This window comes from Micromonospora sp. DT81.3, assembly GCF_049847225.1.
GTDB lineage: Bacteria > Actinomycetota > Actinomycetes > Actinomycetales > Microbacteriaceae > Microbacterium.
Genome location: NZ_JBNCNY010000001.1, coordinates 677,187 through 698,599, shown reverse-complemented (window position 1 = coordinate 698,599; position 21,413 = coordinate 677,187). Strand labels below are relative to the sequence as shown.

General features: G+C 70.2%; 22 protein-coding genes. 15 read left to right on the top strand and 7 right to left on the bottom strand.

The window, feature by feature from the left end:
- Positions 1-98: 98 nt before the first annotated feature.
- Positions 99-1,484 (bottom strand): ABC transporter substrate-binding protein, encoded by a 1,386-nt coding sequence (locus tag ACPW96_RS03385; RefSeq protein WP_425882010.1) that lies wholly within the window; start codon positions 1,482-1,484, stop codon positions 99-101.
- A 293-nt stretch (positions 1,485-1,777) separates the two neighbouring features.
- Here ACPW96_RS03385 and ACPW96_RS03380 point away from each other — a divergent pair, with 293 nt between their 5' ends.
- From ACPW96_RS03380 to ACPW96_RS03370, 3 genes are all read left to right on the top strand, one after another.
- The gene (locus tag ACPW96_RS03380; RefSeq protein ID WP_425882009.1) at positions 1,778-2,788 is read left to right on the top strand and encodes a zinc-dependent alcohol dehydrogenase; all 1,011 of its coding nucleotides are present in this window, start codon (positions 1,778-1,780) and stop codon (positions 2,786-2,788) included.
- Positions 2,785-3,591 (top strand): sugar phosphate isomerase/epimerase family protein, encoded by an 807-nt coding sequence (locus tag ACPW96_RS03375; protein ID WP_425882008.1) that lies wholly within the window; start codon positions 2,785-2,787, stop codon positions 3,589-3,591. Before ACPW96_RS03380 ends, ACPW96_RS03375 begins: the two co-directional genes overlap by 4 nt.
- 97 nt (positions 3,592-3,688) lie before the next feature.
- Positions 3,689-4,981: an MGH1-like glycoside hydrolase domain-containing protein gene (locus ACPW96_RS03370; RefSeq protein WP_425882007.1), complete on the top strand. Its 1,293-nt coding sequence runs from the start codon at positions 3,689-3,691 to the stop codon at positions 4,979-4,981.
- A 40-nt stretch (positions 4,982-5,021) separates the two neighbouring features.
- Here the strand turns inward: ACPW96_RS03370 and ACPW96_RS03365 are convergent, their stop codons facing one another.
- The gene (locus tag ACPW96_RS03365) at positions 5,022-5,357 is read right to left on the bottom strand and encodes a hypothetical protein (protein WP_425819146.1); all 336 of its coding nucleotides are present in this window, start codon (positions 5,355-5,357) and stop codon (positions 5,022-5,024) included.
- Positions 5,358-5,550: 193 nt separating this feature from the next.
- Between ACPW96_RS03365 and ACPW96_RS03360 the strand changes: the two genes are divergently transcribed.
- The 9 genes from ACPW96_RS03360 to ACPW96_RS03320 all read left to right on the top strand — a co-directional run bounded on the left by ACPW96_RS03360 (position 5,551) and on the right by ACPW96_RS03320 (position 12,378).
- A complete protein-coding gene (locus ACPW96_RS03360) occupies positions 5,551-6,219 on the top strand; it encodes a GAP family protein (RefSeq protein WP_425819148.1) in 669 nt (222 codons plus the stop codon).
- 66 nt (positions 6,220-6,285) lie between these two features.
- Entirely contained in the window at positions 6,286-7,260 is a 975-nt protein-coding gene (locus ACPW96_RS03355; RefSeq protein ID WP_425882006.1) for a Gfo/Idh/MocA family protein, read from the top strand.
- Positions 7,261-7,341: 81 nt separating this feature from the next.
- Complete coding sequence (locus ACPW96_RS03350) at positions 7,342-8,262, top strand: sugar kinase (protein ID WP_425882005.1); 921 nt, start codon at positions 7,342-7,344, stop codon at positions 8,260-8,262.
- A complete protein-coding gene (locus ACPW96_RS03345; RefSeq protein ID WP_425819155.1) occupies positions 8,259-8,885 on the top strand; it encodes a bifunctional 4-hydroxy-2-oxoglutarate aldolase/2-dehydro-3-deoxy-phosphogluconate aldolase in 627 nt (208 codons plus the stop codon). The genes ACPW96_RS03350 and ACPW96_RS03345 overlap by 4 nt, the downstream gene beginning before the upstream one ends.
- A 594-nt stretch (positions 8,886-9,479) precedes the next feature.
- Entirely contained in the window at positions 9,480-10,694 is a 1,215-nt protein-coding gene (locus tag ACPW96_RS03340; protein ID WP_425882140.1) for an aminotransferase class V-fold PLP-dependent enzyme, read from the top strand.
- Complete coding sequence (sufU, locus tag ACPW96_RS03335) at positions 10,691-11,140, top strand: Fe-S cluster assembly sulfur transfer protein SufU (RefSeq protein ID WP_425819159.1); 450 nt, start codon at positions 10,691-10,693, stop codon at positions 11,138-11,140. The genes ACPW96_RS03340 and sufU overlap by 4 nt, the downstream gene beginning before the upstream one ends.
- Before the next feature lie 105 nt (positions 11,141-11,245).
- The gene (locus tag ACPW96_RS03330) at positions 11,246-11,419 is read left to right on the top strand and encodes a hypothetical protein (protein WP_425882004.1); all 174 of its coding nucleotides are present in this window, start codon (positions 11,246-11,248) and stop codon (positions 11,417-11,419) included.
- Positions 11,420-11,462: 43 nt separating this feature from the next.
- Positions 11,463-11,867 (top strand): type II toxin-antitoxin system VapC family toxin, encoded by a 405-nt coding sequence (locus ACPW96_RS03325; protein WP_425882003.1) that lies wholly within the window; start codon positions 11,463-11,465, stop codon positions 11,865-11,867.
- 16 nt (positions 11,868-11,883) lie between these two features.
- Positions 11,884-12,378, top strand: coding sequence for a metallophosphoesterase family protein (locus tag ACPW96_RS03320; protein ID WP_425819165.1), 495 nt, complete (start codon positions 11,884-11,886; stop codon positions 12,376-12,378).
- Positions 12,379-12,414: 36 nt separating this feature from the next.
- Here ACPW96_RS03320 and ACPW96_RS03315 read toward each other — a convergent pair whose 3' ends face one another.
- The 5 genes from ACPW96_RS03315 to ACPW96_RS03295 form a co-directional block, all read right to left on the bottom strand.
- Entirely contained in the window at positions 12,415-13,674 is a 1,260-nt protein-coding gene (locus ACPW96_RS03315; RefSeq protein WP_425882002.1) for a family 1 glycosylhydrolase, read from the bottom strand.
- Positions 13,675-13,736: 62 nt separating this feature from the next.
- The gene (locus ACPW96_RS03310; RefSeq protein ID WP_425882001.1) at positions 13,737-14,810 is read right to left on the bottom strand and encodes a glycosyltransferase; all 1,074 of its coding nucleotides are present in this window, start codon (positions 14,808-14,810) and stop codon (positions 13,737-13,739) included.
- A gap of 274 nt (positions 14,811-15,084) precedes the next feature.
- A complete protein-coding gene (locus ACPW96_RS03305; protein ID WP_425882000.1) occupies positions 15,085-16,461 on the bottom strand; it encodes an NAD(P)(+) transhydrogenase (Re/Si-specific) subunit beta in 1,377 nt (458 codons plus the stop codon).
- Positions 16,458-16,838 carry an NAD(P) transhydrogenase subunit alpha gene (locus tag ACPW96_RS03300; RefSeq protein ID WP_425881999.1) on the bottom strand — a complete coding sequence of 127 codons (381 nt, stop codon included), beginning with the start codon at positions 16,836-16,838 and terminating at the stop codon, positions 16,458-16,460. The genes ACPW96_RS03305 and ACPW96_RS03300 overlap by 4 nt, the downstream gene beginning before the upstream one ends.
- The gene (locus ACPW96_RS03295; protein WP_425881998.1) at positions 16,838-17,986 is read right to left on the bottom strand and encodes an NAD(P) transhydrogenase subunit alpha; all 1,149 of its coding nucleotides are present in this window, start codon (positions 17,984-17,986) and stop codon (positions 16,838-16,840) included. Before ACPW96_RS03295 ends, ACPW96_RS03300 begins: the two co-directional genes overlap by 1 nt.
- Positions 17,987-18,425: 439 nt before the next feature.
- Here ACPW96_RS03295 and ACPW96_RS03290 point away from each other — a divergent pair, with 439 nt between their 5' ends.
- From ACPW96_RS03290 to ACPW96_RS03280, 3 genes are read left to right on the top strand one after another with little or no spacing between them, the layout of a single operon-like run.
- A complete protein-coding gene (locus ACPW96_RS03290; RefSeq protein ID WP_425819177.1) occupies positions 18,426-19,688 on the top strand; it encodes a histidine kinase in 1,263 nt (420 codons plus the stop codon).
- Positions 19,676-20,344 (top strand): response regulator transcription factor, encoded by a 669-nt coding sequence (locus tag ACPW96_RS03285; protein ID WP_425819179.1) that lies wholly within the window; start codon positions 19,676-19,678, stop codon positions 20,342-20,344. The genes ACPW96_RS03290 and ACPW96_RS03285 overlap by 13 nt, the downstream gene beginning before the upstream one ends.
- Position 20,345: 1 nt before the next feature.
- A complete protein-coding gene (locus ACPW96_RS03280; RefSeq protein WP_425881997.1) occupies positions 20,346-21,287 on the top strand; it encodes a hypothetical protein in 942 nt (313 codons plus the stop codon).
- The last annotated feature ends 126 nt before the right edge of the window (positions 21,288-21,413 follow it).

The following is a 21,413-nucleotide window of genomic DNA, read 5'->3' as shown; positions in this document are numbered from 1 at the left end:
CGGGGGGGGGGGCGGCGGCGGGGGGGGGGGGGGGGGGGGGGCGCGGGGGGGGCGCCGGGGGGCCCCCGCGGCCCCCCGCCGGCCCCCCCCCACCCCGGCTACAGGCCGAGGTCTCCCTTGATGGCGTTGGCCTGCTCGGCCGCCTGGCGGGCGCCGTCCTCGGCGCTCACGCCGCCGTTGATGGTCTCCGAGAGCACGCTGGGCATCACGAACTGTCCGCCGACCGCGCCCGCGAGCGCGCCCTGGCCCTGGGGCAGGCCCCAGCGGCTGAAGGTGCTGGGCGCGTCCACCACCGTCTGCAGCACTTCCTCGCCGTAGATGGAGGAGAGGAGCGCCTTGGTGTCGACGCCCGCCTCGAGCTCCTTCCAGCCGTCGGTGAACTCGGAGGGGTTGTCGGCCGTGCCGAGGCGCGTCGGCATCTTGCCCTCCGGGGCGAGTGCCAGCCAGTCGAGGTACCCGTCGCCCATCACGTATTCGATGAGGCCCTGGGTCTCGGACGAGGCTCCGCTCAGCACGGCCCACGACACGATCTCCCCGAACGATGCGGGCTCGCTGCCACTCGGACCCTCGATGGCGCTGACGATGCCGGTGTTCTGTGCGAGGTAGGCGGGGTCTGTGCACTCGGGGCAGGTCGGCAGGGCGTCGTTGCGCAGGCCCGCGAGCTCGTCGAGCAGGAACGAGGACCACACGATCATCCCCGCGCCGCCGCTGAAGTACGTGGCGCGCGTGGTGTCGGCATCCTGGTTGCCCTCCACCGACCCGTCTCTGATGAGCTTCGTATAGAAGTCGATCGCCTCGACGCACTCCGGGCTCTCGAGCGTGACCTCCCCGGAGTCATCGACCAGCTGGCAGTCGTTCGCGAGCGCGAAGTGTTCGAACGTCTGAGCGGTGAAGGAGTCGGCCGGTGCCGTGGCGGCGACGATGCCCGCGACCGCGGGGGACTGCAGCGTGGTCGCCGCTTCGGCAATGGTCTCGTAGGTGGTCGGCGCCTCGAGCCCGGCCTGCTCGAACAGGTCTGTTCGGTAGTAGAGCAGCTGGGCCCATCCATCGCTCGGAACACCGAGCTGCGCGCCGTCGGCGTTCTGCGTCAGCTCGAGCGCCCGCGGTGAGAAGGTGTCGGCACCCAGCTCGCCCACGATGTCATCGGCGGCACTCGCGTCGAGCACCCCGTCGGTCTCGAGCTGGTTGAGCCCGTTGAGGGAGACGGCCGCGATGGCATCGGGCAGTTCGTTGGATGCCGCGGCCGAAGCCAGCACGGTGGCCAGCTGGTCCTCGGCGAGCGCCACGAGTTCGATCTCGACGCCCGCCTCCTCGGAGTACGCGTCGAGGATCGCCTGCTGTGCCTGGACGCGCTCGGCGACGTCTTCGACGGTCCAGATCAGAATGCTGTCGTCTGTCTCCTCGCCGCCGCCGGCGGAACAGCCGGTCAGCAGCAGGGCGGTGGCGGTGAAGGTGGCGATGACGCCTGCGCGGACAGTGCGCATGGTCTCTTCTTTCGGTAGCCGGATCGAGGTCCCGCCGGGGGCGGAGCACGCCTGGTCATCACCGACTCGGATCCACAACCATGGAGCGCTGCCGCCATTGAAGCACCCCTTTATGTCCGACCACAAGACTAAATCCAAACGCCAGGGCTTGCATGCTGACCGAATGGGCCTTATTTATGTCCTATTTCTGGATGAACGCTTGTCGGTGACATCGCTTTGGGCATACTGTGGCGACCGACAGGATGAGAGGTCAGCCGATGGGCTTGCGCGTTACGTTCCCCGAAGCACGGAGGGTGTCCGTCGTCGAAGACCCCGATCCCGCTCTCGGCGCGGAGGAGGTGCGCGTACGCACGCTGTACTCGGGGATCTCCGCCGGCACGGAACTGACCGCGTATCGCGGTACGAGCCCGCATGTCACCAAGCAGTGGGATGCGGCATCCCGCCTCTTCAGCGACGGTGCAGCGGAGCCGGCCTTCCCCGTGACGACCCTCGGCTACGAAGAGGTGGGCGAGGTCGTGGAGGTCGGGACGTCGCACGATGGGGTGGCCGTCGGAGATCGCGTGTGGGGCACGTGGGGGCACCGCAGCTCCGCCGTGCTCGACGGCGCGCAGGCGGCCGCGCGGGTGCTTCCGCCCGACGCCGACCCGCGCATCGGCATCTTCTCGCACATCGGCGCGGTGGCGGTCAACGCCGTGCTCGACGCCGACATCCACATCGGCGAGACCGTGGCCGTCTTCGGCCTGGGCGTTCCGGGCCAGCTGGTGGCGCAGCTCGCGCGGCTCAACGGCGGGCGTGTCGTTGTCGTGGACGGCATCGAGAGCCGCAGGAACCTCGCTCTCTCGCTCGGCGCGGAGCTCGCCCTCGACCCGCGGGAGGGCGTCGCCGAGCGGATCCGCGAGCTCACGGACGGTCGCGGTGCGGACGTGGCGATCGAGATCAGCGGCAACGCCCGTGCCCTGCACGAGGCCGTGCGATCCGTCGCATACAACTCCCGCGTCGTCGTCGCCGGATTCATCCAGGGCGATGCCGTCGGCCTGCGTCTCGGCGAGGAGTTCCACCACAACCGGGTGCAGCTCGTGTGCTCGCAGATCTCCGGCTCGTCGCCATCGCTCAGCCATCGATGGGACAGGCTGCGGCTCAACCGCACCGCCCTCCGCCTGGCGGCGGAGGAACGCCTCGACGTCACGGCGCTCATCACCCACACCATCACGCTGGACGGCGTCGCGGAGGCATACCGGATGCTCGATGAGACGCCGCAGGAAGCGCTGCAGGTCGTTCTCGACCTTCGGGAGGACCCCTCATGAGCCCTATCAACGCCGTGTGCGTGCAGGAACAGGTGCTGAAGGGAGACACTCTCGAGGAGAAGTGGGACCTCGCACAGTCGTGGGGGTACGACGGCATCGAACTGCGCGGCCAGGGGGAACGCGCGCTCTCGGCCCGCCTGCCCGACCTGCAGCGGGCGGTCAGGGCAGGAGTGCACATGCCGACGGTGTGCGTCGAGATGAGCCACTTCATCGGCGCGTTCGACGACGACCTGCGCCGGGATGCCGTCGCCCAGATGTCCGATCAGCTGCGCGTCGTCGCCGCCCTGGGGGGCCGCGGGGCGATGACTCCCGCATCGTGGGGCATGTTCTCGCGCCGGCTGCCGCCGTTCGAGCCGCCGCGCACCCCCGAACAGGACACGCAGGTGCTCGTCGACTCACTCGGCGAGCTCGGCCGCGTCGCGGAGCAGGAGGGCGTGAGCGTCTATCTCGAGCCCCTCAACCGCTACGAGGACCACATGGTCAACACACTGGCCGACGCCGCCCGCCTGATCGGGCTGATCGGCCTCGACTCCGTGCGGATCGGTGCGGACACGTACCACATGAACATCGAGGAGGCAGATCCCGCTGCGGCCCTCATGCACGCCGGTCCGCTGATCGGGCACGTTCAGGCCAGCGACTCGAATCGGCTCGAACCCGGCGCCGGCCACATCGACTGGGCGCTGTTCGGCGCCACCGTGCAGGCGATCGGCTACACCGGTCCCATCGCGATCGAGAGCCGCCTGTCCGGGCCGGCCGACGAGGTGCTCCCCGCGGTTCCGGTGCTGCTGCGGCGGTACTTGTGAGCGTGGGGACTGCGTCCGCGCACAGCGGGCTGTACGAGTGAACGGCGGGCTGCACTCATGAACGGCGGGCTGTACGCATGAACGGCGGGCTGCACTCATGAACGATCTGGCGATCGCGGCCGCCACGCGGGTGCTGGCGGAGAACTGGCGCGGTACGTACACCGTTCCCGCCGCAGGCCTCTACCCGCACCAGTGGAGCTGGGACTCGGGCTTCATCGCGATCGGCCTTCGTCATATCTCGCCCCGCCGCGCGCAGCAGGAGCTGGATTCGATCCTCAGCGCGCAGTGGGACGACGGGCGCCTTCCTCAGATCGTCTTCAATCCGCGCCTGGACGTCCAGTACTCGCCCGGGCCGTCCTTCTGGCACAGCGAGCGCATCCCGGGCAGCCCCGTGGTGCCGACATCCGGCCTGATCCAGCCGCCGAATCACGCGCTGGCCGTGCTGCTCGTGCACGAGGCCGACCCCGAGACCTCGGCTCGGCGGCGGTTCCTGGAGCGCGCCTACCCGGCGCTGCGCGCCTGGCACGACTACCTCGCCGACCGTCGCACCGGAGCGTCAGGTCTCGTGCACGTCGTGCACCCGTGGGAGAGCGGGATGGACAACTCGCCGTTCTGGGACGGCCCGCTGGCTCGCATCGGCGAGTCCTACGAGGGCGACATCCCTCGGCCGGACCTGGCGCATGCCGACGCGAGCCATCGGCCGTCGAACGCCGAATACGGCAAGTACCTCTACCTGGCCGCCCGATACCGCGACCACGACTGCGATGACCGCGACGATGGCTACCCGTTCGTGCTCGAGGACCCCGCCGTCAACGCGCTCTTCATCCGGTCGGAGTGGGCGATGACACGGATCGCGGAGCTGCTCGGCGAGGATCCGCAGCCCCATCGGAGCCGGGCCAGGGCGCTCGGGGAATCGCTCGACTCCCTGTGGGACGACCAGCTCGGATGCTATGTCGCCCGCGACGCGATCGCCGGGCGGCATGAGCGCTTTCGCACCGTCTCGGGCCTCCTCCCGCTGCTGGTGCCCGAGCTCCCGCGCACGGAACGGCTGCTCGAGACGCTGCACTCGCCGCACTTCGGACTCGGGTCGGCAGCCCTCGTGCCGAGCCATGACCTGACGGCGCCCACCTTCGACTCCGCCCGCTACTGGCGCGGGCCGTCGTGGTTCAACACCGCCTGGCTCATCGCCGAAGCGCTCTATGAGCGCGGCTACGACGATGCGGCGCGCGACCTGTCCAGCCAGATGGCCGATCTCGGCCTCGGTCACGACTTTCCGGAGTACGTGGACCCGCACACCGGAGAACCCCGGGGAACGATGAAGTTCAGCTGGACCGCGGCGCTGAGCCTGGACCTCTTCGAACGCCTCCACAGAAGCGGAGAGACCGCATGACGCTGCGCATCCTCGTCTAGACCCGAGGACCCCCTGCCGGCTACGCCATGTCGGGGTCGAAGTACGACGAGGACTCCGAACGCTCGACCGGCTGCGCCAGCGACGGCAGAAGCCGGCGTGCGCGGCGATCGAGCTCCGCGATCACCGCCGGGTCGGCGCCCACCTCGTCCGCGTCGGGAGCGGGGGTGGAATAGAGCTGGCTCGCGGGCCCGATCAGCAGCTCCGCCTGCGAGGGCTGGCCTTTGTCGTCTATGACGGGCACCACGATGACATCGGACGTCTTCGCCTCGGCAAGCGCGCTGGCGTAGCGCATCACCGCTTCTCCGATGGCGTCGGCCATCAGGATCCTGTCTCCGGTGTAGTGCAACTCGAGCATGCATCCATCTTTCCGGCTCGATGCGGAGCCGAGAAGGGGGTTGCAGAACGGCCAAGGGCGTCCTAACCTCCGAGGTCGCCCCTTCGCCGCACCGCCCCTCGCGCCGATACAGTTGGGGCTCACGAACCGCACCCGGCCGTCCGGGCGAAAGTCGCTGTGGTGTGCGCGGCCGGGCACACATGAGGGACGACGAATGCTGCAGGCGATCGGTCACATGCTTCCGATCGCGATCGCCGTCGCCCTCAGCTCGGTGCCGATCCTGGCGACCATCGTCATCCTGCTCTCGCCCAAGAGGCAGCAGTCGTCTGTGCCGTTCCTCATCGGCTGGGTGATCGGGATCGCGGTGGTGCTCGTCTTCTTCACCCTGACCGCCCAGCTTCTGCCCGCGTCGCGATCGCCGAGGCGCCCGGACACGGTCATCGGCACCCTCGAGATCGTCGTCGGCGCGGCCCTCATCGCGATCGCCGTGTTCGAGTGGGTCCGCGCTCGCCGGCATCCCTCCACGACCATGCCGAAGTGGCTGAGCGCGGTGGACTCGTTCGGGCCATGGGCGGCATTCGGCGTGGCCCTGCTGCTGAACGTGCGCCCGAAGGCGCTGCTTCTGGCCATGGCGGCGGCGCTCGCGCTGCGCGGCGACGGGCTCACGCCGGCCGGCTCGATCGTGCCGATCCTGGTCTACACCCTCGTGGGGTGCTCCACCGTGGCGATCCCCATCATCATGACGATGGCGCAGCCCGAGAAGATGGCGCCGCGGCTCGTGTCGATGAAGGACTGGGTGTCGCGCAACATGAAGTCCGTGACGGCCGTCATCCTGCTCCTGATCGGCGTCGCCATCATCTGGACCGGCGTCGCCCGGCTCTGACGCGCAGCAGGGGCAAACGCGTACGCCTCGACGATTCACACGGTCTCGGGCTGATAGCGTCGCCCGATGGAACGAACTCGGTGGGCGGTCCTCGGACCCGGTGAGATCAGTGGCTTCTTCGCGCGGGCGCTTCCGCGTTCGGAGCACGGCGTGCTGCACGCCGTCGGCAGTTCGGATGCGGGACGCGCGGAGGCGTTCGCGTCCAGATACGGCGCCCCCGTCCACGGCACGTATGACGACGTGCTGGCCCGCGACGACGTGGATGCCGTCTACATCGGCACGGTGCACACCGGTCACGCGCCCCTCGCGATCGCGGCGCTGGAAGCAGGCAAGGCGGTCCTCTGCGAGAAGCCCGTGACCCCGACGGCGGCGGCGACCGCTGAGGTGCTCGCGGCGGCCGAACGCTCGGGCCGGCCGTTCGTGGAGGCGTTCAAGCACAGCTTCGGGCCGCTCGCCCGGGAGCTGCGGACCGTCGTGCAGAGCGGCGAGATCGGTGAGCTCGTCAGCATGGAAGCGGCTTTCGGATTCGCGGCCGGCGAGCACACCGGCCGGCTCTTCGATCCGGCGCTCGCGGGTGGGGCGATCCTGGATGTCGGCGGCTACCCCGCATCCCTCGCCGTGGCTGTCGCCCGGTGGGCGGACCGGGGCGAGCCGGTGCTGGTCTCTGCGGAGGGCACCATCGGCGAGACCGGGGTGGATGTCGAAGCCGTCGCGGTCGTGGACTTCGGCGGCTTCACCGCGATGCTTCGCACCGCCATCGTGACGGCGATGCCCGAGGAGGCGACCATCGTCGGCACGCGCGGCAGCATCCCCGTGCCCGATGTGTGGGGATCCCGCGAGGAGAGCCCGGCCCGCGCGACCGTGCGCGGCGACTCGGGCGAGCGGGTGATCGAGGTGGAGCCGGTCGATCCATTCGCCGCGGAGGCGGACGCGGTGTCGCTCGCGCTCGCGGAGGGGCGCCGTGAGGTGCCGGAGGTGCCGTGGGCGTCGAGTGCCGCGATCTCCCGGATTCTCGACGAGTGGCGCGCCCGGCTCGGTTGACGCGCCCCTGGGCGATCGCGGGAGGTAACAGGCGATCGACGAAATGGACGCCGCCCCCGTCGCCGCCCTACGGTGATCGGTATGACGAGCAATTCCTCGGACCGACCTCGCCCTGGCGCCGGGCTCCTCACGGTCGGTGAGACGATGGCGCTCGTGACGCCGGCAACCGGTCACAGACTTGTCGACGCCGAGGATTTCCACCTCGACGCCGGCGGAGCGGAGTCGAACGTCGCCGCCCACGTCGCCGCGCTGGGGTATCCGGCGCGATGGTTCAGCCGGCTGGGAGACGACGCCCTCGGCCGGCGGGTCGCGGCGCAGCTGGGGCGAAGGGGAGTCGATGTCTCCACGGTCGTGATGGATGCCGCGCACCGCACCGGCGTGTACTTCAAGGACCCGGGCAGCGGAGTCCTCTACTACCGGTCCGATTCGGCGGCCTCGCATCTCTCCCCGGCCGACGCCGACCTGCTCGCCCTCGACGGAATCGACATCCTGCACGTCTCGGGCATCACCGCCGCGATCTCCGGCTCGGCGGCGTCCTTCCTCGACAGCGCCATCGGGCGCGCTCGCGAGGCGGGCGTGCTGGTGAGCTTCGACGTGAACAACCGGCGCGCGCTGTGGGACCCCGCCACCGCGGCCGGAGCGCTCGCCGCACTCGCGCGACGGGCCGACCTCGTCTTCGTGGGCCGCGATGAGGCCGAGGGACTCTGGGGGACCGAACGAGCGCGGGACGTGCGGGCGCTGTTCCCCGACATCCCCGAACTCGTCGTCAAGGACGGCGAGGTGGGCGCCACGGTCTTCGCCGGCGGCCTGGAGATCTTCGAACCGTCGTTCTCGGTGCAGGTCGTCGACGTCGTCGGCGCGGGCGACGCCTTCGCCGGCGGGTACCTCGCCGCCGTGCTGGCCGGCGCCCCGCACGAGAAGCGCCTGCGCGCCGGCCATGGCCGGGCGGCCCTCACACTGCAGACCACGGGAGACTTCATCGACGAGAGGATCGGAAGATGACCGACAGCACGACCGCATGGTTCGACGAGGCATTCGCTGATGTTCCTCTCATGGCGATCCTGCGAGGCATGGGGGTGGAGCGCTCCGTCGCCCTCGCCAGGACGGCCTGGGATCTCGGCATCGATTCCGTGGAGCTTCCCCTCCAGACGCCGGAGGACGAGGCGGCGCTCCGCGAGGTCGCGCGCGTCGGCGCGGAACGCGGCAAGGTCGTCGGTGCCGGAACGATCATCTCCGTCGAGCAGATCGACGTGGCGAATCGCGCGGGAGCCCGCTATCTGGTCTCACCCGGACTCGACCCGGCGATCGTGCGCGCGGCCCAGGACGCCGGCATCCCGATCCTGCCCGGGGTGGCGACGCCGAGCGACGTGCAGCTCGGGCGTTCGCTCGGTCTGACGTGGCTGAAGGCCTTTCCCGCCCAGTGGCTGGGCGTCGACTGGTTCCGGCACCTGCGCGGTCCCTTCCCCGACGTGCGCTTCGTCGCGACGGGCGGCATGGATGCGAACAACGCGGGGGACTTCCTCGACGCGGGCGTGAGGGTCGTGGCGGTGGGCTCGGCCCTGGAGGATCCCGCCCAGCTCGAGCGGCTCGCGACCCTGCTCGGCGCGCGGCGGGTGTCGCGCTGAGCCGGGACTGACCCGAGCGGCGCGTCCCTGGCCGCGCCGGGCGCCTCCGCCTCGGCGCCCTCCATTGGCGCGGCCTCCACTGGCGCGCCTTCCACTGCTCGGCTTCGTGGCTTCGCTTCGTGGCTTCGCTTCGTGGCTTCGCTTGGTGGCTTCGCTTCGTGGGTCGCTCTCCTGGCTCGCTCGTCCCTATCTGCTGGTCGCGCAGGTCCGCACCCGCATTTTGCGCCGAGTCGGCGGTGGTGTTCGCCGCGCTACGGTCGGGCTCCGTCTCCGGGCGCTGCTCCCAGGCGGAATAGCCTCGACCCTGCGAAGCTTGTCTTGAAGAACGGATGCCGCGCGCACCTGCTGCCGCGCCGTTCCCGAGAGGCTTTCACCATGACCACAAACGCATCGACCGCCGGCACCCGCACCGGGCCGCTGTCAGGCGCGGCCCGCACGGACGCCCTCCTCGGGGATGCCCTACTCGGCGATGCCGCCCGCACGGATGCTCCCCGCACGGACGCTCCCCGCACCGATGCCCGCATCACGGATGCCCCCCTCACGGATGCCGAGGTCCACCGGATCCGCGCGGACTTCCCGATCCTCGCCACCCGGATGAGCGGCCACCCGCTGGTCTATCTGGATTCGGCGGCCACATCCCAGAAGCCCCGCGCCGTGCTCGATGCCGAGCGTGCGTACTACGAGGGCGCGAACGCGGCCGTGCACCGCGGGGCGCACACTCTCGCCGCCGAGGCCACCGAGCTGTTCGAAGACGCCCGGAGCGCGGTCGCGCGGTTCGTCGGCGCGGCCGAGGACGAGATCGTGTGGACCTCCAACGCGACCGAAGCCATCAACCTCGTCGCGTACGGCTTCTCGAACGCGAGCGTCGGACGTGGCGGCGAAGAGGCCCGCCGGTTCCGGCTCGGCCCGGGCGACGAGCTCGTCGTCACCGAGATGGAGCACCACGCGAACCTCCTGCCGTGGCAGGAGCTCGCGGCGCGCACGGGCGCGACCCTCCGGTTCATCCCGATCGAGGACGACGGCTCGCTGCGACTCGAGAGCGCTGCCGACGTGATCAACGACCGTACGAAGCTCCTTGCGTTCACCCACGTCTCCAACGTGCTGGGCCTGATCAATCCCGTCGACCAACTCGTGCGTCGTGCCCGCGCCGTGGGCGCGCTCGTGCTGCTCGACGCGTGCCAGTCGGCGCCGCATCTTGCGCTCGACGTGAAGGCCCTCGACGTGGACTTCGCGGTCTTCTCCGGGCACAAGATGCTGGCTCCCACCGGGATCGGTGCGCTGTACGGCCGTCGGGAGCTGCTCGCCGCCCTGCCGCCCTTCCTCACCGGGGGCTCCATGATCACGACCGTGACGATGACCTCCGCCGAGTACATGCCTCCGCCGCAGCGGTTCGAGGCCGGCACCCAGCGCGTGTCGCAGGCGATCGCGCTCGCCGCCGCCATCGGCTACCTGGACGGCGTCGGCATGGGCCGGATTGCCGCGCACGAACACGAACTGGGCCGGCGCCTGGTCGACGGGCTCGCGGCTCTTCCGGGTGTCCGCGTGCTCGGCGCGGATGCCCGCGCCCCCCGGGTGGGCCTCGCGAGCTTCGATGTCGCCGGCATCCACTCGCACGATGTCGGGCAGTTCCTCGATGATCGTGGGATCGCGGCGCGCGTCGGGCACCACTGCGCGCAGCCCCTGCACCGCCGGCTCGGCATCACCTCCTCGACGAGGGCGAGCTCGTACGTCTACACGACCGGCGACGAGATCGACCAGCTGATCGAAGGCGTCGACGCGGCCACGCGGTTCTTCGGGGTGCGGTCATGAGCTCCGGTGAACTGCAGGCGATGTACCAGCAGGTGATCCTCGACCACTCCCGCACGCCCCACGGGTTCGGGCTGCGCAGCGGGCCGGCCGCCGAGTCGCACCAGGTCAACCCGACCTGCGGAGACGAGGTCACGCTGCAGGTGCACCTCGCCGCCGACGGCGCGATCGAGGAGCTGCGCTGGGAGGGCTCCGGCTGCGCCATCTCTCAGGCATCCGCATCGCTCCTGGCGGACCTCGCCGAGGGCCTGACGACGTCGCAACTGACGGAGCGCATCGGGTCCTTCCGCACCGCCATGCGCTCCCGCGGGCAGATCGAGCCCGACGAGGAGCTGCTCGGCGACGCCGTCGTGCTGGGTGGGGTTTCGCGCTACGTCGCGCGAGTGAAGTGCGCGATGCTGGCGTGGGTCGCGGCCGAGGACGCGATCGGTGCGCTGCCTTCCCACTAGCACGCACCTGGTTTTCCGCAAGGGTGGGCGCTCAGCTTGTGACGCGGTGCGATTGCGGCAAAACTGGAGATCCCTCGTGCCGGCCGACTTCAGGAGCGCAATCAGATGAGTACCGGAATCGCCTACACCCTGGCCCTCATACTTCTGCTGGGCGGGATGTGGCTCGTCGGGTTCGCGTTCTCGCTGCCGGCATTGCAGGGACTGGTCTTCATCGGCGGCATCCTCGCCATCAGCCTCGCGCTGGCCGTTCCCGTGCACCTGCTGACGCGGGCGAAGTAGACCCGCGGCAGCGGATGTCGGCGGCGGCGCGCACAATTCCGGCATGACCAGATTCGCCATCGACGCCCCCACCGCCGTCCAGATGATTCGCGAGGGGATCAGCGTGCCCGAGGGCAGCACCCTCGTCGCGCCGAACCTTCTGCGCTCGCAGGCGCTCTCGCTCATCTACCGCGAGGTGCGTGCCGGGACCCTGGATGAGGCAGAAGCGCGCTCCCTGCTCGATGGGATCACGACGATGCGTGTGCGCCTCCTCGGCGACCGGGTTTCGCGGGGCGTCGCGTGGCAGCTCGCGAGGGAGTTCGACTGGGACGACACGGCGGTTGCCGAATACGTCGCCGTCGCCAAGCTCCAGGCGGACGTCTTCGTCACCCTCGATGAGGAACTTGCGCGGCGGGTCGAGGGCGTCGTGACCGTGGCGCCCTTCGACGCGCTCTCGGCTCCGGGGTGAGCTCGGGCACACCGCCATGACGACACGTCTGCTGCTGATCTCGGACACCCACATCCCCGGTCGGGCGCGCACGCTTCCGGATGCCGTGCGGGCGGCGGCGGAGCATGCGGACCTGATCGTGCACGCGGGCGACTGGGTCAGCGCATCCGTCCTCGATGACCTGCTGACCTACGGCGACGTGCTGGGGGTGTACGGGAACAACGACGGCCCGGACCTGACGGGGCGTCTGCCCGAGGTGGCGCGGCGCGAAATCGACGGGCTGCGCTTCGCCGTGGTGCACGAGACAGGCGACGCCAAGCGCCGGCACGCCCGCATGGACGCCCAGTTTCCCGACGCCGACGTCGTCGTCTTCGGGCACAGCCACATCCCGTGGGACTCGGCGACGCCCCGTGGCCTGCGCCTGCTCAACCCCGGATCTCCCACCGACCGCCGCCGGCAGCCGGTATGCACGATGATGACCGCCGTGGTCGACGCGGGGGAGCTGCGCGAGGTCGCGCTCCTGCCGGTCTGAGGTGCCGAGTACCGATGCGGGCGTCGCGACGGCCCGTCAGGCCGCCGCTTCGTCGGCGATGCCCCGAGCGCTCGAGGGGATCGGCAGGTCCGAACCCAGCCAGGGAATGTGCGGACGGTCGCGGTCGACCGCGTACGCCGCATCCCGCACCGCCTCCGCGAGCGGCGTTTCCAGGCGCTCACCGTTGTGCACCTCGAAGACGCCGGGCTCATAGGTGACCTCATCGCCCTCGGTCGTGCAGAGGGTGTCCCAGTCGAATGATCCGAGAAGACTCCAGACGGTCACCCCCGCGACGGGGATGCCGCGGTGTGCGGCGACCTCCGCCGCCGCGAGCGCTGCGCGCCACCACGCCGCCTGGCCCTCGAAGTGGTCGTAGATATGCACCTCGGTGATGGCGATCGGCGTCTCGTAGCGGCGCCATGCCTCGTCGATCAGCGAGAGCAGCGATGGCTGGGAGGCGAGGTGCGTATCGCATGCCGCCACGTCCGCGTAGCGCTTGCGGCCGTTGCCGCCATGGAAGGCGGGGTGGAACTGATCGAGGCGGTGGTCCAGCCAGCGGTTGCTGCGCGGGTAGTGGTTGAGTCCCAGGATGTCGGGCGGGCACGCGTTCGCGGCGATCCACTGCAACTCGGCGGGATCTGCGGCGCCCATGCCGGTCAGGTAGCCGTACAGCGGATGCCGGCGGTCGACGCGCCCGCTGAGCAGGTCGAAAGTGAGCCACCGTCGCTCGTTGTCGAAGGCGATCTGATCGCGCAGCGGCCGGGTGCCCCCCGTGCGGCCGAAGTCCTCGGTCTGGATCAGCCGCGCGTCGGGGTTCATACGCCGGATGGCCCGCATGGCGAGGATCGTCGCCTTCACCTCGTTCAGCAGCATGGCGACGAACGCCGGGTCATCGTTGGCGTGCGGATACCAGTGCCCGTACAGGCCGGAGAAGCGGGCCGTCGTCAGGGGCTCGTTCACCGGCGTCCAGTCGGAGACCCACGGATACCGGCACGCCACCTCTTCGGCGAAGTCGCCGAGGCGCTCGGGCAGCTGCGGATCGTCCAGCGAGGTGGAGGACGGACCGCTGCCATGATGCAGCAGACCGACGATCGGGGTCATCGGGGACTGCTCGAGGTAGCGCATCGCCCGGTCGGCATACGTGAAGTCCCGCTCGCCGCTGGGCGATTCCACCTCCTCCCAGAGCACCGGGTAGCGCAGTCCGGTCACCCCCAGCGAGGCGCACGCCTCCAGGTCCTGCTCCAGCCGTTCGTAGTGTCCGCTCCGCGCGAACTGGCGGTGCCATGAGTCGCCCACGCGATTGACGGTGCACTCGATCCCTCCCCAGACCTGCGGGCGGGGGGCTGCCCGGTTGCCTGTCATCGCGCTTCGGCGGCGGGTTTCGATATTGCGGCGGTCTTGAGCACCTGGCGCTCGAGTGCGGCCATCCGCTGCCAGATGCCGTCCCAGGAGCTGTCCTTCAGCGCGACATCCACGGCCCGCAGCCGGGCGGGATCGTCACGCGTCTCGATGGCGGCCTCCAGCGCGCGAGAGAAGGGTGAGGCATCGTCGGCGATGCTCACGAGACCCGGTTCGCCGTACCGGACGACGACATCCCGGATGCTGGTGGAGACGACGGGCAGACCGGCGGCGAGGTATTCCGGGGTCTTGGTGGGGCTGATGAAGCGGGTGGCCTCGTTGCACGCGAAGGGCATCATCGCCACGTCCCACTCCGCCATCAGTTCGGGCAGTACGGCGTAGTCCTGCATGCCGAGGTAGCGGATGTTGTCCCCGACAGGGAGCAGATCGGGGTCGATCTTGACGACGGGACCGACGATGTCGAAGTCCATTCCGGGCAGCGCCGAGGCCACGGCGGCGAGCAGCTCGACATCCATGCGCTCGTCGATCACCCCGGCGAATCCCACGCGGGGGCGGTCGGTCGCCGGCCGGTGCATCGACCGAAGTGCGTTCCGGCGGTGATCGCGTGCGCGACCGAAGTGCTTCGTGTCGATGCCGCTCGGGAAGCAGTGCACGCTGGGGTGCTTCTGCCGCTTCGCCTCGTACAGGGCCCGGCCGCCGGTGAAGACGAGGTCGGCGCGGCCGAGCAGCTGCTTCTCGTTGAAGGCGAGTGCCGGGGGCGCGTCCTTGAAGCCGCTGAGTTCGTCCATGCAGTCGTAGATCACGGCGCCCGCCCGGTCGAGCGGGGCGAACGAGAACGCCATGGGAGTCTGGAACCAGAATGTCGGCCGCTCGCTGCGGGCATCGAGGTAGTCGGAGATCAGCGACTCCTGAGCCAGGATGGCCTCGCGGGCCGAGAGTCCTTCGGGGAGCACGGGCACGATCACATCCACACCGTCCCTGCGTCGGTCGACGCGGAGGGCGGCCCGCGCCACGGACTCGAACATGGGCTCCTCGATGAAGAGGACCCTTCGCTCACGCGCGAATCTGCTCATCAGGTGCTGCGGGCGTTGGTACACGAAATCCCAGCGAAGGTGCGAGAAGCAGACCAAGTCCGGCAGGTTTCGAGGCGGAGAAGGTGGCGTGTTCATTGCCTCAGTGTGCGAGAACGGGCGGTTCTTCCTCACACCCTTGACTCACGGGGACACCTGAGCTACACGCACCCGCGGGCGATCTTGGTCGGGCGGGTTGAGGTCGCGCGATCAGGCTGCGCGTTGCCCCGCGCAGGCGCCGGGCAGCGCGCGATCAGGCGGGCGCCTTGCCCCGCGATCAGGCGGGCGCCTTCACCCCGGCGAGGACTTTCGAGAGGGTCGCCTTGGCGTCGCCCAGCACGATCGCCACCTTGGGGTCGTAGAAGAGCTCGTTCTCGATGCCGGCGAAACCGGGGTTCAGGCTGCGCTTGAGGAACACGATCTGCCTGGCGTCGGCGACCTCGAGGATCGGCATCCCGTAGATCGGCGATCCGGGGGATGTCTTGGCGGCGGGATTGACCACGTCGTTCGCGCCGATGACGAGCACGAGGTCGGTCGCCTTGAACCGCCCGTTGATCTCGTCCATCTCGACGAGTGATTCATACGGCACGTTGGCCTCTGCGAGCAGCACGTTCATGTGGCCGGGCATTCGGCCCGCGACAGGATGGATGCCGAAGACGACGTCGGCGCCCCGCTCTCGCAGCAGCTCGGCGAGCTCGGCCGCCGCGTGGTGCGCCTGGGCGACGGCCAGCCCGTATCCGGGCACGATCACGATCGTCTGCGCATACTCCAAGAGGATCGCCACGTCATCGGCATCCATCGTGCGGATCGGCCGGTCATCGGCCGCCCCGCTTGTGCCCGATGCCACGGCAGTGAACGCGCCGAACACGATGCCTGTGACCGTGCGACCCATTGCCTTGGCCATCGCCATCGTGAGGATCGTTCCGCTGGCCCCGACGAGCGTGCCCGCGATCAGCAGCAGCACGTTGCCGAGTACGAGACCGGATGCCGCGACCGCAAGACCCGTGAACGCGTTCAGCAGCGAGATCACGATGGGCACGTCTGCGCCGCCGATGGGCAGGACGAGCAGCACGCCGAGCAGCATGCCGACCGCGAGGAGGGCGTAGGCGAAGAGGATGTCGCCCGTGACGGCGAGTGCGACGCCGAGTCCGATCGCCCCGAGCAGAGCGAGCACCAGCAGCACGCGCAGGCCGGGGAAGACGACCGCCCTCGTGGTGATCACGCCCTGGAGCTTGCCGAAGGTGACGAACGATCCGGTGAGCGAGACGCCGCCGATGACGGTGGTGACGGCCACGACGCCGAGGGTCCATGCGCTCTCGCTGTGCGTGACCTCGACGACGGCGACGAGCGCCGCGGCACCGCCGCCCACGCCGTTGAAGGCGGCGACGAGCTGCGGCATCTGGGTCATCTGCACGCGTCGCGACGCGATGACCGCGATGACGGATCCGATCGCGACGGCGAGGGCGATCCAGACCATGTTGTGGATCGTGGTGCTGAACACGTAGGCGAGCACCGCGAGAGCCGCGCCGGCGGCGCCGAGCAGGTTGGCCCGGCGAGCGGACCGGGGATTGCTCAGGCCCTTGAGGGCGAGGATGAACAGCACCGCCGCGACGAGGTAGACGGCCGTGACGGTCTCGGGGCTGAGGAGCTTCACTGGGCGGCCTCCTCGAGGCTCACGGCATCCGCATTCGGAGACGAACCAGGAGATATTCCGCCTCCGGCATCCATCGGCTTCTTCTTCGTCGACGAGCCTCTCCGGCCGCCCGAGAACATGACGAGCATGCGGTCGGTGACCACGAATCCGCCGACCACATTCATCGTGGCGAGCAGCACGGCGACGATCGACAGCGTCAGCGTCACAGGTTCGTCCGCCTGCCCCGCCACCATGATGGCGCCGAGCAGGATGATGCCGTGGATCGCATTGGCCTCCGACATCAGAGGGGTGTGCAGGGTGCTCGAGACCTTGGAGACGACCTCGAAGCCGAGGAAGATCGCGAGCACGGTGATCGTGATGAGGGCGAACGGATCCATCAGCGGGCCGCTCCTTCCAGCAGTTCTGCGATGCGGGCCTGCGTGACGGCGCCGTCGTGGGTGAGCGCGCAACCCGCGACGAGCTCGTCGGAGAAGTCGAGGGCGAGGGTGCCGTCGGTGAGCAGCGGGACGAGGAAGTTGGCGTAGTTCATTCCCAGCAGCTTCGACGCATCGACCGGGAGGTCGGAGTGGATGTTGCGTGCGCCGATCAGTGTGGCGGTTCCGCCGGCCACCTCGACCGCACGGCGTTCGCCCGGCACGGATCCCTCGACGTTCCCGCCGGATTCCGCGGCGAGGTCGACCAGCACCGAGCCGGGGCGCATGCCGGCCAGCATCTGCGCTGTCACGAGGCGGGGGGCGGCTCGCCCGGGGACGGCCGCGGTGGTGATCACGATGTCGGATGTCACGAGGTGCGGGGTGAGCAGCTCCTGCTGGCGGCGGGCACGGTCTTCGCCGAGCGCCTTCGCGTAGCCCCCGGAGGCGTCGGCCGTCTCGAGGTCGAGGTCGATGAAGGTGCCGCCGACGGAGCGCACCTCGTCGGCCGATGCCGCGCGAACGTCGTTAGCCGACACGACTGCTCCGAGGCGCTTGGCCGTGGCGATCGCCTGCAGCCCGGCGACACCGGCGCCGAGCACGAGCACGCGGGTCGGGGCCAGCGTTCCGGCGGCGGTCATCGACATCGGGAACATGCGGCCGAAGGCATCCGCCGCCATCGTCACCAGCCGGTACCCGGCGACGAACGACTGCGACGAGAGCACGTCCATGGATTGCGCGCGGGAGATGCGGGGGAGCAGGTCGAGGGCGAGCATGGTGACGCCCCGGTCGCGGGCCGCCGCGACGCTCTCGGGATGTGTGAAGGGGTCGGCGGTGCCGATTGTGACGGCGCCCCGGGGCAAGGCCGCGACCTCTGCCGGCTCCAGAGGCCGCACGTGGAAGTACACGTCGGCGGCGTGGGGTTCGTCGGGAGCGACGATCCGCGCTCCGGCGGCCTCGTACATGGCGTCGGTCAGGAGCGCACCCGCTCCAGCGCCGGACGCGACCAGCACCGTGGCTCCCGCCGCGGTGAGCTTCTTCACGCTGTCCGGGGTGGCGGAGACCCGCCGCTCGCCGGCGGCGTGCTCGGCGCGGACCATGATCGTCGTCGACACAGAACTCCCTGAGTTGCCTCGGTGCACAGCAGTGTGCCCCGCTTTCCACCATAGAGTCGCGGGGCGACGTCTGGGCGGTGATCGGGCGGGGTGAGGGCGAACAACACCCACCCCACGAAATTCCGGCCCACCGCCTGAACGGGGGGCTCACGGTGGAGTGAGCCGGGGCTCGGCGGGCTGCCCCAGGCCGAAACCGCGGCCTCGGGAGGAGATCCGGGTTCGGGAGGACCGGAACAGCCCGCACCATCCTCCCGACTCGGGATCTCCTCCCGAACGGGGATTGGAAGGGCAACCCGGGGCGCGGGCCGCGGCTTCGGGAGGAGATGTAGGGAGTCCGGACGCGGCGGCTCACCGGGGGCTAACCCACGGGGGAAAACCCGAAAGAAACTTTCCGGATCCCTCGGGAGCGCGCAGGAGCCCCGCGACCTACCGTGGAGCCATGACAACAACGCTGCCGCAGCGCGTCCCGATCGCACGACCGCTGCCACTGGCCGGAGCCGTGGCGCACCTCTTCGCGCTCGGCTGGGTGGGACCACTCGTCCTCGGGGCACTCTTCACGCTTCTCGCCGCCTCCATCCCTCTCCTGCTCGTGTTCGGCATCGGCCTCCTCGGACTCATCGCCTTCGCCTACGCCCTGTTCGGCCTCAGCTGGCTCGAGACCGCGCGCGTCGGGGGACTCTACGGCGTCGACCTGCCCCCACGACGCCTGCGGCGCAGCCACCGCACCGGGTTCGCCGGATTCCTCCACACCATCTGGCTGCAATTCATAGACCCGAACTCCTGGCGCGCTCTCGCCAACATCATCATCTCCACGGTGCTCGGCCTCATCGCCCTCGCCGCCCTCGCCCTGGCCGCGGCCGGCCTGGTAGCCGCCTTCGCCCCGCTCTACGCCAGCACCCCGGCCGTGTCGCTCGGCCGCACCGACCTCTCCCTTCCGGTCGCCTGGGCCCCCGTCGGGGGAGTCACGACCGCCTTCCTCGCCCTCGCCGCCATCGTCGGGCTCGCTCTCCTGCACGGCCTCATCTCGCGAGCCGTGATGATCCCCTCCCGAGAGCAGCACTACGCCGAGGCGGCGCAGGCGTCCAGCGCGCAGCGCGCCGGCGCGGTGCGAGCGGCCGAAGTGGAGCGCACCCGCATCGAGCGCGACCTGCACGACGGCATCCAGCCCCGCCTCGTCTCCGTCGGAATGACACTGGGCCTCGCCCAGCAGAAGGTCGACGACGACCCCGACGCGGCAAAGGCGCTCATCTCCGAGGCCCACACCTCGACGAAGGCGGCGATCACCGAGCTGCGCCAACTGGCCCGCGGCATCCACGCCTCGGTGCTGGATGACCGCGGACTCGACGCCGCCCTGTCGGCCCTCGCCGCTCGGTCCCACATCCCCGTCCAGCTCGACGTCCGCCTTACCCGCAGGTGCAGCGCCGTATCGGAAGCCGCCGTCTACTTCGTGATCGCGGAGTCGTTGACGAACGCCGCCAAGCACTCCCGAGCCTCGGAATGCCGGGTGCTTCTCCGGGAGCGCGAAGGGGGTGCACTCTGGGCCCGCGTCGAGGACGACGGCATCGGAGGCGCACATCTCACCCCCGGCGGCGGGCTCGACGGCATCTCGAACCGGGTGATCGCCGCCGGCGGCACCTTCCGACTCGACAGCCCCGTGGGCGGACCGACCCAGGTGGAGGTGAGCGTCCCGTGCGCATCCTGATCTGCGAGGACTCCGTCCTGCTGCGCGAGGGAATGGTGCGGCTGCTCGAGGATGCCGGCCACGAGGTGGTCGCGGCGATCCCCGACGCGACCACCCTCGATGACGCCGTGGCGCAGGGCGCCCCCGAGCTCTGCATCCTCGACGTGCGGCTGCCGCCGACCTTCACCGACGAGGGCATCCGCGCCGCCCTCCGCCTGCGTGCCGCGAACCCGCACCTGCCGGTGCTGGTGCTCTCGCAGTACGTCGAGGAGCGCTACGCCGCCGATCTGATCGGCGGGCGCGGAGGCGCGCTCGGCTACCTGCTGAAGGACCGCGTGGCCGACGTCACCGAATTCCTCGAGTCCGTCGCCCAGATCGCGGCCGGAGGCACCGTGCTCGACCCCGAGGTCGTCGCCCAGCTTTTGGGCCGTCGACAGGTGGACGAGCGGATGCAGCGGCTGACCGCCCGCGAGTCGACCGTTCTCGCCCTCCTCGCGGAGGGCAAGTCCAACCAGGCGATCGCCCGCACCCTGCACCTCAGCGAGGGCAGCGTCGAAAAGCACATCACCGCGGTCTTCCAAAAGCTCGGCCTCGAGCAGGACGACTCCGGGAACCGGCGGGTGCTCGCTGCCCTCGCCCACCTCGAACATGGCGGATCGCCGCAGACAGGAGCTTGACATGTCATCCAACGACCTCACCCCGCCCCCAAGGCCGCCGCTGCCCCCGGTTCCGCCGGCAGGAGGGCCGCCCGCCGCACCGCCCGCCGCACCGTCCGCTGCAGTGCCGGTCGCGAACCCGTCCACCTCTGTGCCGCCGTCATCCGGCCCGTCCGCGGGGCGCATCATCGCGATCCTGACGGCCGCACTCGGCGGCCTCGTCGCGGTCGTCACCATCGGCGGCGCGGCCGCCGCCACCGTCGGCTCCGGCAGCACCGAGACGGTCACCCGGGCGCTCGACGTCGAAGGCATCGATGAGCTCGGCGTCGAGGCGACCGCCGGCACGCTGGACATCTCCTTCGCCGACGTCGACGAGGCCGTGCTGAACGTCACGAGCGGCCCCGGCCGCGGCGACTGGACCTTCGAACGCCAAGGCGGCACGCTCGTGGTCGCCTCACCTGACCGCGGCTGGTTCGACGGCTGGTGGTTCGGAGGCTGGATGAGCGGCCCCACGACGGCGACCCTCACGCTGCCGCAGGAGCTGGACGGCGACCTCGACGCGCACCTCGAGCTTGCCGCCGGAAAGCTCACGACTGCGGGCGGCTTCGGCGAGCTGGAGCTCGACGTAGCGGCCGGCGACCTCCGGCTGGACGGTGCCGCCGAGACGCTCTCGGCTGAGGTCTCCGCGGGCCGAGCCGAGCTGGACATCGCCGACGTGCGAACCGCCGACATCCGGATCAGCGCCGGAGCGATGGTCGCCGAGCTGACGGGCAGTGCCCCCACAGAGACGACGATCGACGTGAGCGCCGGGAGCCTGGAGCTCACCCTGCCGGACGACGACTACGACGTCAGCGTCAGCGAGTCCGCGGGCAACGTCCGCAACGACCTTGAGAGCTCGACCTCCGCGGAGAACGCCGTCGACGTCTCCATCTCGGCGGGAAGCGTCTGGCTCCGCGCCCGCTGAATCCGTCCTCACCACGTCGAGACGCACTCCGAGAGCCGCTGCGTCGCGGCGTGCTGGATCAGCAGCAAGCCCGGCGCGGACGCAAGTGTCACGCGCAAGAGCAGCAGCGTCACGCAGCAGAGCCGG

Coding starts and splice junctions, on each gene's coding strand:
- ACPW96_RS03310 (WP_425882001.1), bottom strand. CDS start 14,810: ATGAGCAGATTCGCGCGTGAGCGAAGGGTCCTCTTCATCGAGGAGCCC.
- ACPW96_RS03375 (WP_425882008.1), top strand. CDS start 2,785: ATGAGCCCTATCAACGCCGTGTGCGTGCAGGAACAGGTGCTGAAGGGA.
- ACPW96_RS03325 (WP_425882003.1), top strand. CDS start 11,463: ATGACCAGATTCGCCATCGACGCCCCCACCGCCGTCCAGATGATTCGC.
- ACPW96_RS03355 (WP_425882006.1), top strand. CDS start 6,286: ATGGAACGAACTCGGTGGGCGGTCCTCGGACCCGGTGAGATCAGTGGC.
- ACPW96_RS03340 (WP_425882140.1), top strand. CDS start 9,480: ATGAGCGGCCACCCGCTGGTCTATCTGGATTCGGCGGCCACATCCCAG.
- ACPW96_RS03370 (WP_425882007.1), top strand. CDS start 3,689: ATGAACGATCTGGCGATCGCGGCCGCCACGCGGGTGCTGGCGGAGAAC.
- ACPW96_RS03360 (WP_425819148.1), top strand. CDS start 5,551: ATGCTGCAGGCGATCGGTCACATGCTTCCGATCGCGATCGCCGTCGCC.
- ACPW96_RS03365 (WP_425819146.1), bottom strand. CDS start 5,357: ATGCTCGAGTTGCACTACACCGGAGACAGGATCCTGATGGCCGACGCC.
- ACPW96_RS03330 (WP_425882004.1), top strand. CDS start 11,246: ATGAGTACCGGAATCGCCTACACCCTGGCCCTCATACTTCTGCTGGGC.
- ACPW96_RS03290 (WP_425819177.1), top strand. CDS start 18,426: ATGACAACAACGCTGCCGCAGCGCGTCCCGATCGCACGACCGCTGCCA.
- ACPW96_RS03320 (WP_425819165.1), top strand. CDS start 11,884: ATGACGACACGTCTGCTGCTGATCTCGGACACCCACATCCCCGGTCGG.
- sufU (WP_425819159.1), top strand. CDS start 10,691: ATGAGCTCCGGTGAACTGCAGGCGATGTACCAGCAGGTGATCCTCGAC.
- ACPW96_RS03350 (WP_425882005.1), top strand. CDS start 7,342: ATGACGAGCAATTCCTCGGACCGACCTCGCCCTGGCGCCGGGCTCCTC.
- ACPW96_RS03300 (WP_425881999.1), bottom strand. CDS start 16,838: ATGGATCCGTTCGCCCTCATCACGATCACCGTGCTCGCGATCTTCCTC.
- ACPW96_RS03345 (WP_425819155.1), top strand. CDS start 8,259: ATGACCGACAGCACGACCGCATGGTTCGACGAGGCATTCGCTGATGTT.
- ACPW96_RS03280 (WP_425881997.1), top strand. CDS start 20,346: ATGTCATCCAACGACCTCACCCCGCCCCCAAGGCCGCCGCTGCCCCCG.
- ACPW96_RS03385 (WP_425882010.1), bottom strand. CDS start 1,484: ATGCGCACTGTCCGCGCAGGCGTCATCGCCACCTTCACCGCCACCGCC.